Here is a 15,146-nt window from a genome sequence, read left to right as displayed (position 1 = left end):
CTTTTGCCTTTTGTTTTTTTATTGAGGTAAACTGTCGTTCACAATTTTACGATAGTATTTTGTTGAAAGGATAGCGAAGATAGAGTAAAGAACAATATAGATGCCAATCGTTACAACTAGTGGAATTACTAATTCTGTTCCAAATAACATCCAACCTGATTTAACTGCAAAGTAGCTATGACAAACACCAACAACTAGTGGGATGCCAAAACTAAAGAGTTGCTTGCGGCGTATTCCTTTCATGATTTCGTCTGTCGTAAAACCAATTTTACGAAGAGTTTTAAAGGATTCCCGCTCTTCTTCAGCTTCTGTCATCTGTTTAAAGTAGAGGATGCTGCCCGTCGCAAGCAAGAAAGCTAGTCCTAAGAAGCCAGTCACAAAAATGAGTAATCCAATGTTTTCTAGAGAATGCTTGTATGTTTCGCTCTTGATGGAAAATTGTTCTTCCGGAGAAAAATCTCCTTTACTATGTGATGTGAAAATACCACCTTTTGTTGACTTTTTATAAATTGAAATGGCTTTATCCATCTGTTCACTATTAGTAATCGTGTAGCCAGTATAGGTACGCCAGCCTGTTTGTTTAAGAATTTGTTTGTTAGTCTTAATTTGATTAAACAACTGATCTGACAGTACAATTGTTTTTTTTCCGCCATATGTTATTTCTGAAGGAATACTATTCTTTGCTTCAACCCCTATTAACTTCAAATGTTTAATCGAATTATTTACTCTTAATTTCATTTGGTTACCGATTTCTAATGGCATTATTTTTTGGAATATGGAGTTGTAACCCAGTATATAAGCTTCGTTTTTATTTAAGCTAATAGAAGGTAATTTTTTCTTTACATCACTTTCTTTTAGAACAATTGTATCAGAGTACTGATTACCTTTGCTCGCTTGTTTTGCCTCTTCATTTTTCATCACTGGTGTGAAATCGATAGGGACATTTAATAATTCATAATGATCTGTTTTATAATTGATTTCTTTTGCTTGTAGTGATTTTTCAAAAGCACTACCTTCATCATTAGCAACACTCATATCATAGGGAGTATATTGCTCTATTTGTGCCCCTATCGAATAGTAGGTAATGGACGATAGAGAAAGAACTGTAAGCGCGAGTGCCGTCAAAACCGTAATAATTGATAATGACAATGCATTACTTTTCATTCTATGCATAATGGGCGATACGGCCAGGACATCTTTTAATGAGAGATGTCCATTTTTAGAGCTGCGAATTGCATTCATAATTAAAGCAATAGAAAAACGGAAGACGAAATAAGTACCAATAATGACACTAGCCAATACGACTCCCATTTTGATAAATAATGTGTTTTCGTTTGCACTCTCATTTATATTAAAAATTGTAGTTGATAAATAGTACCCATACACAATAGCTGCTAGGCCTACTGCACCTAAAATGAGTTGAATTGGATTCATCTTTTTCATTTTTTGCTCAATGTTACTTGTTGTATGGAATAACTGTAACAACGTTGAACGATTTACAACCCATGTTGTTTGAATCAATACAATAATAAATAATCCAGCAAAAACAATCAGTGTTTGGACTAGTGCTATGAATGAAAAATCTAGCATTACTAATCCATCAACATGTATAATCTTCAAGAAAATTAGCGCAAAGAAACGTGAAAATAGGAACCCGATTAGAATGCCTGCTACTAAGGCAGCCACCCAAAGCAATAAGTTTTCAAGTGCAAGAATATAAGAGATTGTTGACTTTGGCATTCCAACAATTTGGTATAATCCAATTTCCTTACTTCGTCTTTTTAAAAATAACTGATTTGCATAGAAGACGAAGAAAAAGACAATAATCACAAGCATAACAGCGCCTACTTTAAAGCCGGCTCCTGCCTTTATGCTTGACTGAGTTAATTGATCAATCGCATCATTATGCTGCAATGTCACAAATGAAAAATAAAGGGCTGCACTGAAAATCAATGCGAAAAAATAGAGATAGTAGTGTTTAATGTTCTTTCGCATGCTGCGAAGAATTAATGTACTAATCTTCATAGCCATCACCGCCTAGAACACCTTGCGTATGCATGATGTCTTGGAAAAATTGCGTGCGTTTTTTGTCGCCTTTATATAATTGTGTGTAAATCTGTCCATCTTTTAAGAAAAGAACGCGGCTGCAGTAACTAGCAGCGACCGGATCATGAGTGACCATCATAATAGTTGCACCATTTGTTTTATTTAAAGAGGCTAAGTTCTCTAATAGAGACGAAGCAGCTTTTGAATCAAGTGCGCCTGTGGGCTCATCTGCGAATACAATACTCGGTTTAATAATTAGCGCACGAGCTGCTGCTGTACGTTGTTTTTGGCCGCCTGATAATTCATTTGGGTATTTCTTTAATAAATCTACAATCCCCAATTGCTTAGCTAATTCTTGGCACCGGTTTTCTGCTTCTTTTTCATTTGTTTTACCAACCGCGAGTGGAAGTAAGATATTTTCCTTAACTGTTAGCGTATCTAGAAGGTTGTAATCTTGAAAGATAAAACCCATCTCAGTACGGCGAAATGAAGCAAGTTGTTTTGATTTCATTTTTTGTAACATTTGCCCATTAATCTCTATTGTCCCCTGTGTAGGATTATCAATTGAACAGAGTACATTTAAAAGCGTTGTTTTCCCAGAACCTGATGGCCCCATGATCCCAACATATTCCCCTGCTTCTACATCTAAGTCAATCCCCTTTAATACTTCTTGTGCAGACTGTTTTTTTCCATATATCTTTTTGATTTTACGTCCTTTTAATATTTCCATATTATCTCCTCCTGATTAACTATTTATATTTTATAAAACTCTTGATCAATAATCGTTCGATTGACGTGACATTTAAAAAAGCAAAGTGACAAAAATGTCACTTTGCTATGGTTTCCAAGTAAGGATTGGATGTAGGGAAAGTAAGTGTGAACGTACTCCCTTCATTTATTGAAGATTGTACAGTAAGATTAATCCCTAATTTAACAGCCGCATTCCTTGCGAGGTAAAGGCCCATTCCTGTTGATGCGCTCTGCTTTCGTCCTGTCGTTCCTGTAAAGGATTTATCAAAAATTCTAGGTAAATCAGAAGGAGCAATCCCTTCTCCAGTATCTTCAATGGACAGTATTTTATGTCCTTTATCATCAGTAGACATACGGATTGTTATAACATCTCCATTATGGCTATATTTCACCGCATTGGTTAGTATTTGTCTTAGCAAAAAGGATAACCATTTTTGATCTGTTAAAACCTTTTCTTCATTATCCTCTACTTCAATAGCCAAATTTTTCGCAAGGCACCAGGATTGTAGCTCCTTTACTTCAAGCATAATAACAGATGAAAGGTTTATCTGCTGCATCATAGTATCCTGCTCGATTTCAGCCAGTCGCAAAGTATGAAGCGTTTGATCTAGAAGTAAATGAATTCTGAGCCATTCAACTTGAAGTGGTTTTTGATATTCTCTTGGCAAATCTTCAATCATAAGTTTCATTGCTGTGAGAGGCGTTTTCACCTCATGGATCCATGCTAAATGCTCATCGCGCTCTTGCAATCTTCTTATATTCAGTTCATTTTGATAATGCTCAAACTCCCGTTCCATTCCCTTGATTCTAGCGAGAAATATATCATTCATACACTGATACTCGCTAAGATCTTCATCCATTTCCTTAATGGCAATAGATTCTCTAAAGTAACGCCACAACAAAAACACTAGGAAAAGGAAGATTGTCGTTAAATTTATATACATGATGGAAATCAGTTTAAAGCCTGTATCTAGGTAGATTAAAAAATTAATCCATACTAAGCAGCCGATAAAAAATAGAATCCAAGGAAGCCGATCTTTTAGATAAAATAAAAACAATTAGGACACATCCCTTGTAATCGCCATATAACCAAGTCCTTTTTTTGTAACAATCACATCAACCAAGTTCAATTGTTCTAGTTTGCCTCTTAATCGGTTAATATTAACTGTCAGTGTGTTGTCATTGACAAATCGTTCGTCATCCCAAAGCTCACGCATTAAATCATCTCTAGAGACAATTTGGTTTTTATACTTCAATAGAATTCGCAATATCGATTGCTCATTCTTGGTTAAATCAACGGTTTGGTTTTGGTATGTAACAGTGCTAGAAGCGTAATCGATTGATGCTCCATTCCATATTACATACTCATCTTTTTCTCCTTCCTCTGCATAAGCGTAGGTCCTTCGTAAAATAGCTTGTACCTTTGCTAATAGAACGTCCATATGGAATGGCTTCTGAATATAATCATCTGCTCCCATGCCCATTGCCATCACCATATCCATGGGCTGATCGCGAGATGACAAGAAGAGAATTGGCACATTAGAAATGGCACGAATTTCTCTGCACCAATGAAATCCATCGTATGCAGGAAGCTGAATATCTATCAAAACAAGATGGGGATTTATTTCATGGTATGAATGCATGACATCCTTGAAACTTTCAGGCTGTTTCACGTTTAAATCCCACTTTGTAAATTGCTGTTTTATTAGTTGAAATATTGACGTATCATCTTCGATTAATAAAATAGTAAATGCCATATGTAAGCTCCTTATTAAGTCCTTTAAACTTTATTTATCATACCACTTCTTTTTAAATATTATCATCCTCATTCTAAATCTTTAATAGTTGAGTAGGACAACAATAATTAATAATAAAAGGCACAAGCCCTTAAAGCTTATGCCTTTTAGAGAAACAATTAAAAGGTTATATTTTAATTTCAATCGATGTGCCGGAGTCAATCTCACTTTGAATGGTGATTTGTCCGTCATGGGCTTTTATTATATCATGTGCAATCGCCATTCCTAGTCCAGACCCCTTATGTGCAGCTCCAGTATTTGTACCCCGATAGTAGCGATCAAAAATCCTTTCTAGCTCCTGCTTTTTAATACCCTTTCCATTATCTTTAATCAAAATATGTGTATGGTCTTTCTTATCAATGCTTATTTCTATTTTCACATGATCATTGTTATGAACGATAGCATTATAAATTAGATTATTAATTGCCCTTCGGAAAAGAATTTCATCCACTTCTTCCATTATGACCTCTTGATTAACATAAAATTGTATTTGTCGGTTCCCGTATATGGGGTCATTCAATATATCAATCACAATTGTCCGCAAAAGAGCAACAATATTCATTTCTTTTTTGTTCAAGGAAAGTTCTTTGTTCTTTAATCTAGTTGATAAATTTAAATCTTCCATAACGTCTTTAATGTATCTTGACTTTTCCTCAATTATTCCTGCATATTCCCTTATTTCATCAGTAGAAAAAGTATAATCTTTATCTTTCATCATTTCTGCATAGCCTTGAATGGAGGAGAGTGGAGTTTTAATATCATGAGAAATGTTGGAAATCCATTCCTCTCTCATTAAATCGAGTCTTTTCCTTTCTTTCTCACTTAACTTTAACTGGTCAGCTAAATGATTTAAATTATAAAAAACATTTTTATATAATCCTCTTGGCTTAGCGTGGTGATTAAATTCATGATTAGCGAGTTTTTTGATACCTTCAATTAAGGTATATAATGGCTGTGTTAACCTTTTGCTGAAGAAATAGCCGATCATTAACGCAATTAAGATATCTACAAGGAAAATAATTGTCCCAATATTAAATAATCTAATGATATCTTGATTGTTGTAAGAGATAAATTGGCGATCTAAGTGTTGATTTTCAATTCCTATCAAATAGCTAAACTGGCGTCCATTTATATTCTTTTCCCCTACATAAACGACTGTTTTTCCATTTATTTCTTTATATTTATACATTTGAATAATATCCGCAGGTATATACTTTCTCTTACTATTCGGAGGATTTCTAAACCCATATACCTCTTTGCCGTTTTCATCTAAGATTTGAATCCAGGCATTCTTTTTTTCTAATTTCTTTTGTCCATCTTTAGAAATTGTAGCTGCTTGCTTATGAGTGATGATTTCTTTATTAAAGGTTCTTGTGAATTGTTCGGGTGATATTTCATGATTTTGAAAAATTGGAACACCAAAAGCTTTCTGTGCTATTAGCATACCAATCCCAAGGAATAGATTAATGAAAATAATTAAAATAACTACCAATACAATAGATAATAAATATCTTCCTGTCAGCTTCCACTTCATCTATGCTTCCTCTATAACCAGCTTATAACCTAAGCCTTTAACGGTCATCAGAAATTGTGGTTGAGAAGGGTTTTCTTCGATTTTTTCACGAAGCCTACGTATATGAACCATGACTGTATTATCCATCCCGAAAAAATCTTCTCCCCATACTGAATCATAAAGCTGTTCTTTGCTAATTACCTTGTTTTTGTTTTGTAGGAAAACCTTTATTAATCCAAGTTCTTTTGGTTTCAATTCAATCACTTGCCCATTCTTTTTCAACTCTGCCTTTTCTTCGTTTAATTCAAATGGACCTGCCTTGAATGTTCTCTCTACTATTGCTTCAGACTTCATGTATTCTGTGCGACGTAAATGAGCCTTAACGCGATACGCAAGCTCTTTAGGGCTAAATGGCTTTGTAATATAATCATCCCCACCAATGGCAAAGCCCAATATCTTATCTATTTCTTCCGTTTTAGCTGATAAGAATAGAATAGGTACCTTGGAAATATTTCTGATTTGTTTACAGACATCATAGCCTTCACCATCTGGTAGCATAATGTCCAATATAACAAGATCTGGATTATTGTTTTGGAATTGTTCCAACCCTTCTTTAGAAGTAGTTGCCGTTATGACGTTTTCAATTCCTTCTTTTTTTAGTACGGTTTTGATGAGGCGTAAAATATCTTCCTCATCATCAATGATTAGAACCTTATTATTTGTTGCCACGTTGTATGACCTCCAGACTTGTCTTCTGCTTATTATATTATAGTAAAAAGGAATCCTTTTTCATAAGGATTCCTTCATAATAATTATTTTACCAACTTCTCATTAGCTTTTTTGGGAATATCGCCTTTTTTTACTTCCTGATATGAAGTGACTCCTTTATCAGCTTTTTCAAATAAAGTTAAATAAGCATTTTTCCGAAGCTGCTTTTGAGCAGTAAATGTTAATGTTTTAGCTTTACCATCCTTGTCAAAAGCGGGGAGTTTGTACTCATAAGATACATATGTTTTACCATTATCATCTTTATCTTTTAACATCGTTCCTTCTCCAATAATTTGAGTGTAGTACTGTTCTGCTCCTACCCTATTGAAGTTAACATTCTGAAGAATAACTAATCCGCCGACTATAATGACAATTGCTACAATAAATCCAATTAATTTTTTCATGATTTTTCCTCTTTTCTATTTAATGATTATTTTGTAGTAGTTCCTTACTGTTAAGAAATAATAGACAATGTAAATACAAACATAAGCGCCTATACAGATGCTGACAGGGATCATCAAATTTGTTTGCATTAACTTTGATAGCATGGTTAATGCCACGATAGAGTGAGCAATACCTGCTATTAATGGCAATGCAAAAATGAATAAGATTTGTTTTGAAATGGACCTTTTCACTTCTTTTTTGTTTACACCAATTTTGTGTAAAATTGCAAAACGATCTTTATCTAAGGTAGCCTCCGTTAATTGTTTAAAGTAGATAATGCTTCCTGTTGCTGCTAGGAATACTAATCCTAAAAATCCTGCAATGAAAATGATTAAACCTGTTGATTCCAACCCTTGGGCATAATTTGAATAAAAACTAGAGAAATTTGCTTCCTCTGGTAACAAGTTTTCTATTTTTTTTGTTAAAACTTTGGCATCCTCTTCATTACTTATCTTGTAAACTTCCATATTAACTAGTTTTGTGTTACTTGCAAATTTTGAAAATAGTTCATCACTAATTACAATTGTCATACCTGCTGTAGGTGTATTCAACACATTATATTTCTTCAAGTTTTTGAAGGTAATCTTCTCATTTTCATCATTCACTTTTAAAGGAATCGATGCTCCAACATACTTGGGTGAGAAACCTTCTGAATAGCCAGCTTCTAGTGCAGCTGCTTCATTTCCCTGTAATGATAAAGTTTCATCTCTTTTTTGTAATTTAGCTAATTGGTTAAAGGTTTTGTTGTTGATAATGCTGTATTCCATTTCATCTGGTAAATTGTTGTTATGGAGATTTGTTATATTGACATCCAACATGATTGTAGGCAACGTCTCATGATAGACAATTTTATGATTTCTAGCTCCCGATACCTGCCCTTCGATCTGCTGAGATACATTCTTGTTTTTAGCGATAAACATCATGCTATTAGGATTAACTATTTCTGCATTACTACGATTGTTATAATATAAACTATAAGCAGCTCCAACCGCAGTTAATGTAGTTGCACTTAGAACAGCAATAATTGTTAATGTACGTGCATTTCCCTTTATTCTGTATAGTAGTTGTGATGTACTGATTAAATTGATACCATTCCAAAAATGGGTTTTATTTTTTCTTAATAGTTTTAATAAATAAACTGTTAATGTACTAAACAACAAATACGTACCCAAAATAACTGTGACTAAGATGATAACTGGTGTTACCAAAAAACCAACTTTTCTCCATACTTCAGACACTAAAATATTTTGTAGTGCAAGCCAATATCCAATCCCAACTAAGAGAACTGCAATTAATGCGGTGGTAATAGAAGACTTTGGTTCTTTTTCGCCTTCTTGCTCTGCTTTAAACAGCTCAATTAATTTAAACCGGTAAATTAATCGATATCCATGTATTGAAGTAATGGCAGTAATCAGAATAAATACGATAACTGTATTTACAATTGCTTGAGAAGAAATAGCTAGACTTCCAATGGCTTTAAAACCCATTACTTTCATTAAAATGATGACAAAAACCTTTGAAAGGAACAAACCAAGGATAATGCCGATCACTAAAGCGATAAGCCCCATTATAAAATTTTCGTAAAATAGCATTCGGCCGATTTGCTTCTTGCGAACTCCAAGTAAAGAGTAGAGACCGACTTCTTTCTTACGTTTCTTCAACGAGTTTGAATACCAAATAAATACAGCAACAAATATAATTAGCACAATGGAAGCACCATTAAAAACTGAGCTAATTTTATCGGATGTTTCCGTTGTTTCTTGTATTGATTGGTCATACTTTAAAGAAACAAAGGTAAAGTAAATGATAATACTAAAAATCATTGATCCTATATATAAAGAATAGTTAGCAAAGTTTTTTCGTATATTCTTTCTGGCGATGCTAAATAGCGTCATTTTATTGTCCACCTCCAAGAGAAGCAAGGACATTTAGTATTTTTTGAAAGAATTCTTCACGGGAAAGTTGCATTTTTTGAATTTCCGCATAGATTCCTCCATCTTTGATAAATAAAATACGTTTACAAAAGCTTGCTGCGAAGGCATCATGTGTGACCATCATTATGGTTGAATGATTTTGCTCATTAAGTACTGTTAAACTTTCCAATAAATCAGTAGCAGATTTGGAATCCAAGGCCCCTGTTGGCTCATCCGCCAAAATAAGACTTGGTTTTGTCACCATCGCTCTTGAAGCGGCTGTTCTCTGCTTTTGCCCGCCAGAGATTTGATATGGATATTTATCAAGTATTCCTTGAATACCAAATGTTTCGGCTATTTCTTTTACACGTGTTTCTATTACATTTGGAGATACTTTGGACAATGCTAGAGGCAATAAGATATTTTCCCTTACTGTTAAAGTATCTAGTAAATTATAATCTTGAAAAATAAAACCAAGGTTATTACGGCGAAAATCTGATAACTGGTCTTCCTTCATGGTTACAATATTTTGACCAGCTATGATTACTTCACCTGAAGAGGGAGTATCAATAGTAGAAAATATATTAAGTAATGTAGATTTTCCTGCACCTGAAGGACCCATGATACCAATAAATTCACCTTCGTTTATTTTAAAGTCAATATCCTCCAATGCTTTATATTGATTTCCTTTTGTCCCATACACTTTTTGAACATTTTTTGCGGATAAGATGGTTTTCATTGAAATGTCCTCCTTTAATGACTACATTTCAGATTATATTGGACCGACCTTACACTGTTTTAATCTAAACCTTACATAAACCTTAAATATAGAGAAATCATCAAGAATGAAGTTAAAAAGTTGTAATTTCAAATGTAGTTTCGTAGAAACTCATTGTAAAATATCATAATGTTTCTTGTTGTGGATTTTTGATTTATTAATATAGACTAACGAGGTATATAAATTTAGAATATAACGATAAATAAAAAGAGATGGCTGAATGCCCATCCCTTATTTTTTGTGTAAGATTTCTTTTATTTGATTGAAGTGATGCTGATCATGTTCTGCAAGACCTTCAAAGTAGTCATATAAATTTAGCGTTGTTTGTCCAATAGTTATCTCTTCTTTCCAACGAATATCTGGAATTCCCTCTATTTTTTGAAGAAGTTCACTTCTTACTAAAATAAAGTCGGTTATAATTACCTTTTTTTCTTGTTCTCTAGCATTACGAGCAGATGTAGCATTTAATGTTTTTACATCAGGCCCTATTGGAAGTTCCTGAACTGAAAATAGGTAAGGTAAACGGTTATTTATGACAAATTCATCCCAAGGAATTAAATGTCCAATGATTTCAGCTACAGTCCATTTCCCTTCTTCTATTTTCCTCCTCCATTGCTCTTCTCTTAAATTATTCAATGATCGCACAAATTCTATAGCATATTGATGATGTTTAATTATCTTATTTCGTCCATTTATATTCATATAATCGTCTCTCTTCTTATATTATTTACTATGTAAGGTTCCAAACAAATAGAGTGGTTTTCCAAATGAATTAGCTATAGTTTATCATCCTTAATAATTATTTTCTGTATCAAGATAAAATAAAGCCCCTCAGCTAATTGCTGAGAGGTTTTATAGTTTTATTCTGCTTCGTCTGCTTTTTTCTGGTTAAATTCAGTTTTGATCGCATCTAACAAGTCAGGTTCAGTTATTAAGCGCAAAGCAGTAAGAGCAAGTGCTTTAGCACCTTTAATTAACGCTTCATCACCCTTTTCAGATTTTGCAGCTTCTCTAAATGCAATCGTGTGAGGTACAAGATCATCTGGACCAATTTTAATATATGGATGTATAGTAGGGACTACCTGGCTGATATTACCTGCATCTGTAGAGCCGATTCCATCACGTCCGCCAGCAACCTTCTCCCCTAACTCTTCTATTATGTCTTTAAACACTCCATTGAATGTATCATTAAGCAACAGATTATCTACTTCATTTTGGAAGGCAATAATATTAAGTTTTGTCCCAGTTGCGAGTGCTGCTCCTTCAGCGATAGCTTTTACTCGTTTGGTTACTTCGTTCAAACCTTTTCTTGTTGCTGCTCGAATGAAGAATCTAGCTTTTGCATATTCAGGCACAATATTCGGTGCATCTCCACCATGTGTAATAATTCCGTGAATACGAACATCACTTGTCACATGTTGGCGTAGGGCATTAATGCCATTAAACAATTGAATAACAGCATCCAGTGCATTGATACCTTTTTCAGGGGTTGCTGCTGCATGCGCCGCTGCGCCGATAAACTCGAAATCAAGCGGATCTACTGCAAGCGAAGGCGATGTTAGATTGGTTACACCTTGAGGATGTATCATCATTGCCGCATCGATTCCTTCTACTAATCCGTGTTTCACAAAGCTACCTTTCGCGCTTCCATTTGGTCCTCCCTCTTCTGCAGGTGTACCAAAGACAACCGCTTCTCCACCAACCTCATCCACAACTTTGCTTAAACTGATAGCAGCAGCAACACTCATGGTTCCAATAATATTATGCCCGCATGCATGACCGATTCCAGGAAGAGCATCATATTCAGCTAAAAAAGCAATTGATGGACCTGGTTTAGTAGATTTATAGCGAGCAACAAATGCTGTTTTGTGACCAGCCACATCTCTCTCTACTGCAAAACCTTCTTCTTGGAGAAGGTTTGTTAATTCTTCAGAAGCAAAAAATTCCTCATTTCCGATCTCTGGATTATTATGAATCCTGTGGCTTATTTCAATATACCTTCCTTGACTAATATTAACATTTGCTGTTATTGCCTCACTTAAATGTGTAAGTACTTGTGTCATATTAATTCCTCCTCATTTATTAAACTTTTAGCAACAATCTTTTTACCAACCTATTTTCTTTAATGGTACAAATGTTGGGATCAGTGTGCCGCCATATTCTTTATTGATGAATTTCGCTGTATCTTCCTCTTGGTATAACTCTGCAATTCGTTTTAAGGTTTTGTTGTTTTTATCTTTGTCATTCACTGCGATAATGTTCAGATAATCAATTGCTGTCTCGCTCTCATGGAAAATTGAATCTTTGATTGGATTAAGACTTGCATCTCGGGCAATACCGTTATTAATAACGCCTGCATCCACATCTTCTAATGCTCTCGGTATTTGAGCAGGAGCAGTAGGAATAAGTTCAATATTTTTAGGGTTTTCAATGACACTATCTTTAATAGAGCCTAAGCCATCATAACCATCTACTAATTTTATAAGGCCAGCCTCCTGCAATAATAATAGGGCTCTCCCTTGATTTGAAACATCATTTGGCAAAGCAATCTTTGCACCTTTTTTGATATCTTTAATGTCCTTCAATTTGTTTGAGTAAACAGCCATAGGTGCTAAACATGTTGTAGCAATTGGAACAAGTTTAAGATTATGTTCTTTAATAAATTGGTCAAAATAAGCAACAGTTTGGAATGAATTGGCATCCAACTCACCATCTGCTAACGCTGTATTTGGAAGTACGTAATCATTAAAAGATACAAGCTTAATTTTGATTCCTTCTTTAGCTGCTTTTTTCGCTACATAATCCCAAATTTGCGTATCTGTCCCCGTAATGCCGATTTTATATGTTTTTGATTTTCCATCTGCCTCCTTACCGCTGGATTCGCTTGAACAGGCTCCCGTAAAAATAACTAGTGACAGCACCAGAATGGATAGTAAACATTTTTTCATTTTAATTGCCTCCTTAGATTAACCTCTTCTTATTTTTTTCGATAAAATGTTGCCAAATGACTGTAGCCCCTGAACCAAAACAATTAGTATAGCTACGGTAATTAGCATGGTGGTCGTATCAAAACGTTGATAGCCGAACGTTATGGCTAAGTCGCCAATACCACCGCCGCCTACGGTTCCTGCCATAGCCGATGCTCCAATCAGACCAATTGTCGCGATGGTAAAATTCACAATAAGTGAACTAAGAGCCTCAGGCAGTAAAAACCTGAAAATTGTCTGAAATGGAGTAGCCCCCATAGCATCTGCCGCCTCTAAAACACCTTTATCAACCTCTAGTAGCGAGCTTTCAACTAATCGAGCAATGTAAGGGCCTGCGTAGAAGACTAGTGGAACAATAGCTGCAGATGTTCCAATAGATGTTCCGACAATGAGCCGGGTAACTGGGATGATGGCTACGAGCAAAATAATAAAGGGCACAGATCGGAAAACATTGATCACTGCATTTAAAACCGTGAATACTGGAAGGTTCTCAATGATCTGTCCTTTACGAGTGACAAATAACAGGATGCCTAGCGGAAGGCCGATAATGATTGAAAAGATAAATGAAAAACCAACCATTTGAATAGTTTGAATTAGCGCTTCAATAATTTGTTCAGAATTAACTAGCATGTGCTACCACTTCCTTGTAAAGAATTTGTTGAGCTTGCATATATGATAATGCTCGTTTCACTTCCGTATCGGCTCCTTGGATTTCAACAATCAGTTTGCCAAAAGGAATACCTTGCAGTTCGGTAATATTGCCGAATAGCACATTGATTTCCACATCGAGAATTTTAGATAACTGTGATAAAAAAGGACTTCCTGTAGACTCGCCGACAAACGTAATATGGAAAATATGATTTAGTGCTTGCTTGCGTTCCATCATATTGAGTATTGATGGTGGAATTTGATCATGCATTACGGTACTAACAAAGTTTTGAGCAGTGTTAGTTTTCGGCGCGGAAAAGATATCAAATACTGTTCCTTCTTCTATCACTTTCCCCGCTTCCATCACTGCCACTCTGTCGCATATTTCTCGAATGACAGCCATTTCATGCGTGATCATTAAAATCGTAATCCCATACTCTTTGTTAATCTTCTTCAAGAGTTCCAATATGGAACCAGTTGTCTGTGGATCTAGAGCAGAGGTCGCTTCATCACAAAGTAGAATTGAAGGCTGTGTTGCTAAAGCGCGCGCTATGCCTACGCGTTGTTTCTGGCCGCCGGATAGTTGATCAGGATAGACTTGAGCTTTGTCACCTAAACCAACGAATTCAAGTAATTCTGAAACCCTTTGTTTGATTTGATCCTTAGGAACTTTACTTAAAATGAGCGGCATCGCTACATTTGCATATACTGTTTTGGAATTGAGCAAATTAAAGTGTTGAAATACCATACCAATGCTTTTCTTTACTTCGCGAATTCGCTTTTTGCTAATGGTTGTTAAGTCATGACCGTCTACTATGACTTTTCCGGAAGTAGGTTTTTCTAGTGAATTTACACAACGAATTAAGGAGCTTTTTCCTGCACCACTGAAGCCGACTACGCCAAATATTTCACCTTTATTAACTTTTAAATTAATCGAATTTAATGCACGTATCTCCTTTCCTCCGCTGTTATACACTTTAGAAACATTTTGGAATTCTATCATCCGTTCAATCTCCTTCCGATTTTTTCAACAAAAAAGTCCTTCTCCATGGAAGAAGAAGGACAGTAAGACATATGACTTCATATGTACGGTAACGTCTTCTTATCTTCCAAGCTTAATCGCTTGCTGGAATTGGCACGGTGCAAAAATGTCCGCTGCCGAGGTTTCAAAGGGCCAGTCCCTCCACCTCTCTTGATAAGAGCAATATTTAATTAAGTATAAGTGGTACATCTGCTAAACTGTGTTTTTAATTCCCCCTTTCAAATTAATTTTGCCATAAAAAAATCCTTCTCCATGGAAGAAGAAGGACACAAAGACATATGGCTTCATATGTACAAATACGTGTTCTTATCTTCCAAGCTTAATCGCTTGCTGGAATTGGCACGGTGCATATGTCCGTTGCCGAAGCTTCACAGGGCCAGTCCCTCCGCTTCTCTGGATAAGAAAAATGATTATTTGATTGATTTTTACTATACATGGTCATTTTTGAATTGTCAATATAA

At 35.2% G+C, this 15,146-nt stretch carries 14 protein-coding genes and 2 riboswitches; all 14 genes read right to left on the bottom strand.

All coding sequences use genetic code 11. The features are described 5' to 3' along the window. Positions 1-18 precede the first annotated feature (18 nt). Entirely contained in the window at positions 19-2,025 is a 2,007-nt protein-coding gene (locus AC6CHJ_RS07365; protein WP_498287898.1) for an FtsX-like permease family protein, read from the bottom strand. Then, on the bottom strand, positions 2,015-2,776 hold the full coding sequence (locus AC6CHJ_RS07360; RefSeq protein ID WP_147193451.1) for an ABC transporter ATP-binding protein: 762 nt from the start codon (positions 2,774-2,776) through the stop codon (positions 2,015-2,017). The genes AC6CHJ_RS07365 and AC6CHJ_RS07360 overlap by 11 nt, the downstream gene beginning before the upstream one ends. 97 nt (positions 2,777-2,873) lie before the next feature. Next, positions 2,874-3,854 carry a sensor histidine kinase gene (locus tag AC6CHJ_RS07355; RefSeq protein WP_498287896.1) on the bottom strand — a complete coding sequence of 327 codons (981 nt, stop codon included), beginning with the start codon at positions 3,852-3,854 and terminating at the stop codon, positions 2,874-2,876. Further along, positions 3,855-4,553 carry a response regulator gene (locus AC6CHJ_RS07350; protein ID WP_446738413.1) on the bottom strand — a complete coding sequence of 233 codons (699 nt, stop codon included), beginning with the start codon at positions 4,551-4,553 and terminating at the stop codon, positions 3,855-3,857. Positions 4,554-4,719: 166 nt separating this feature from the next. After that, the gene (locus AC6CHJ_RS07345; protein WP_498287894.1) at positions 4,720-6,126 is read right to left on the bottom strand and encodes a sensor histidine kinase; all 1,407 of its coding nucleotides are present in this window, start codon (positions 6,124-6,126) and stop codon (positions 4,720-4,722) included. After that, positions 6,127-6,834: a response regulator transcription factor gene (locus AC6CHJ_RS07340; RefSeq protein ID WP_498287892.1), complete on the bottom strand. Its 708-nt coding sequence runs from the start codon at positions 6,832-6,834 to the stop codon at positions 6,127-6,129. A gap of 83 nt (positions 6,835-6,917) precedes the next feature. Then, entirely contained in the window at positions 6,918-7,277 is a 360-nt protein-coding gene (locus AC6CHJ_RS07335; protein ID WP_446738415.1) for a YxeA family protein, read from the bottom strand. A 15-nt stretch (positions 7,278-7,292) separates the two neighbouring features. Then, a complete protein-coding gene (locus AC6CHJ_RS07330; protein WP_498287891.1) occupies positions 7,293-9,212 on the bottom strand; it encodes an ABC transporter permease in 1,920 nt (639 codons plus the stop codon). A gap of 1 nt (position 9,213) precedes the next feature. Further along, entirely contained in the window at positions 9,214-9,969 is a 756-nt protein-coding gene (locus tag AC6CHJ_RS07325; protein WP_498287889.1) for an ABC transporter ATP-binding protein, read from the bottom strand. A 270-nt stretch (positions 9,970-10,239) separates the two neighbouring features. Continuing rightward, positions 10,240-10,710 carry a DinB family protein gene (locus tag AC6CHJ_RS07320; RefSeq protein WP_498287888.1) on the bottom strand — a complete coding sequence of 157 codons (471 nt, stop codon included), beginning with the start codon at positions 10,708-10,710 and terminating at the stop codon, positions 10,240-10,242. A 158-nt stretch (positions 10,711-10,868) separates the two neighbouring features. Then, the gene (locus tag AC6CHJ_RS07315; RefSeq protein WP_498287886.1) at positions 10,869-12,071 is read right to left on the bottom strand and encodes a M20 family metallopeptidase; all 1,203 of its coding nucleotides are present in this window, start codon (positions 12,069-12,071) and stop codon (positions 10,869-10,871) included. 42 nt (positions 12,072-12,113) lie between these two features. Further along, positions 12,114-12,956, bottom strand: coding sequence for a MetQ/NlpA family ABC transporter substrate-binding protein (locus AC6CHJ_RS07310; protein ID WP_498287884.1), 843 nt, complete (start codon positions 12,954-12,956; stop codon positions 12,114-12,116). A gap of 18 nt (positions 12,957-12,974) precedes the next feature. Next, the gene (locus AC6CHJ_RS07305; protein ID WP_066787149.1) at positions 12,975-13,625 is read right to left on the bottom strand and encodes a methionine ABC transporter permease; all 651 of its coding nucleotides are present in this window, start codon (positions 13,623-13,625) and stop codon (positions 12,975-12,977) included. Further along, positions 13,615-14,646 (bottom strand): methionine ABC transporter ATP-binding protein, encoded by a 1,032-nt coding sequence (locus AC6CHJ_RS07300; RefSeq protein ID WP_150284414.1) that lies wholly within the window; start codon positions 14,644-14,646, stop codon positions 13,615-13,617. The genes AC6CHJ_RS07305 and AC6CHJ_RS07300 overlap by 11 nt, the downstream gene beginning before the upstream one ends. Before the next feature lie 96 nt (positions 14,647-14,742). Continuing rightward, positions 14,743-14,845: riboswitch (SAM riboswitch) on the bottom strand. A 143-nt stretch (positions 14,846-14,988) separates the two neighbouring features. Then, positions 14,989-15,089: riboswitch (SAM riboswitch) on the bottom strand. Positions 15,090-15,146 lie beyond the last annotated feature (57 nt).

Source organism: Rummeliibacillus sp. GQ308, from assembly GCF_059759115.1.
The sequence above is the reverse complement of the archived record's forward strand: the minus strand, read 5'-3'. Positions and strand labels throughout refer to the sequence as shown.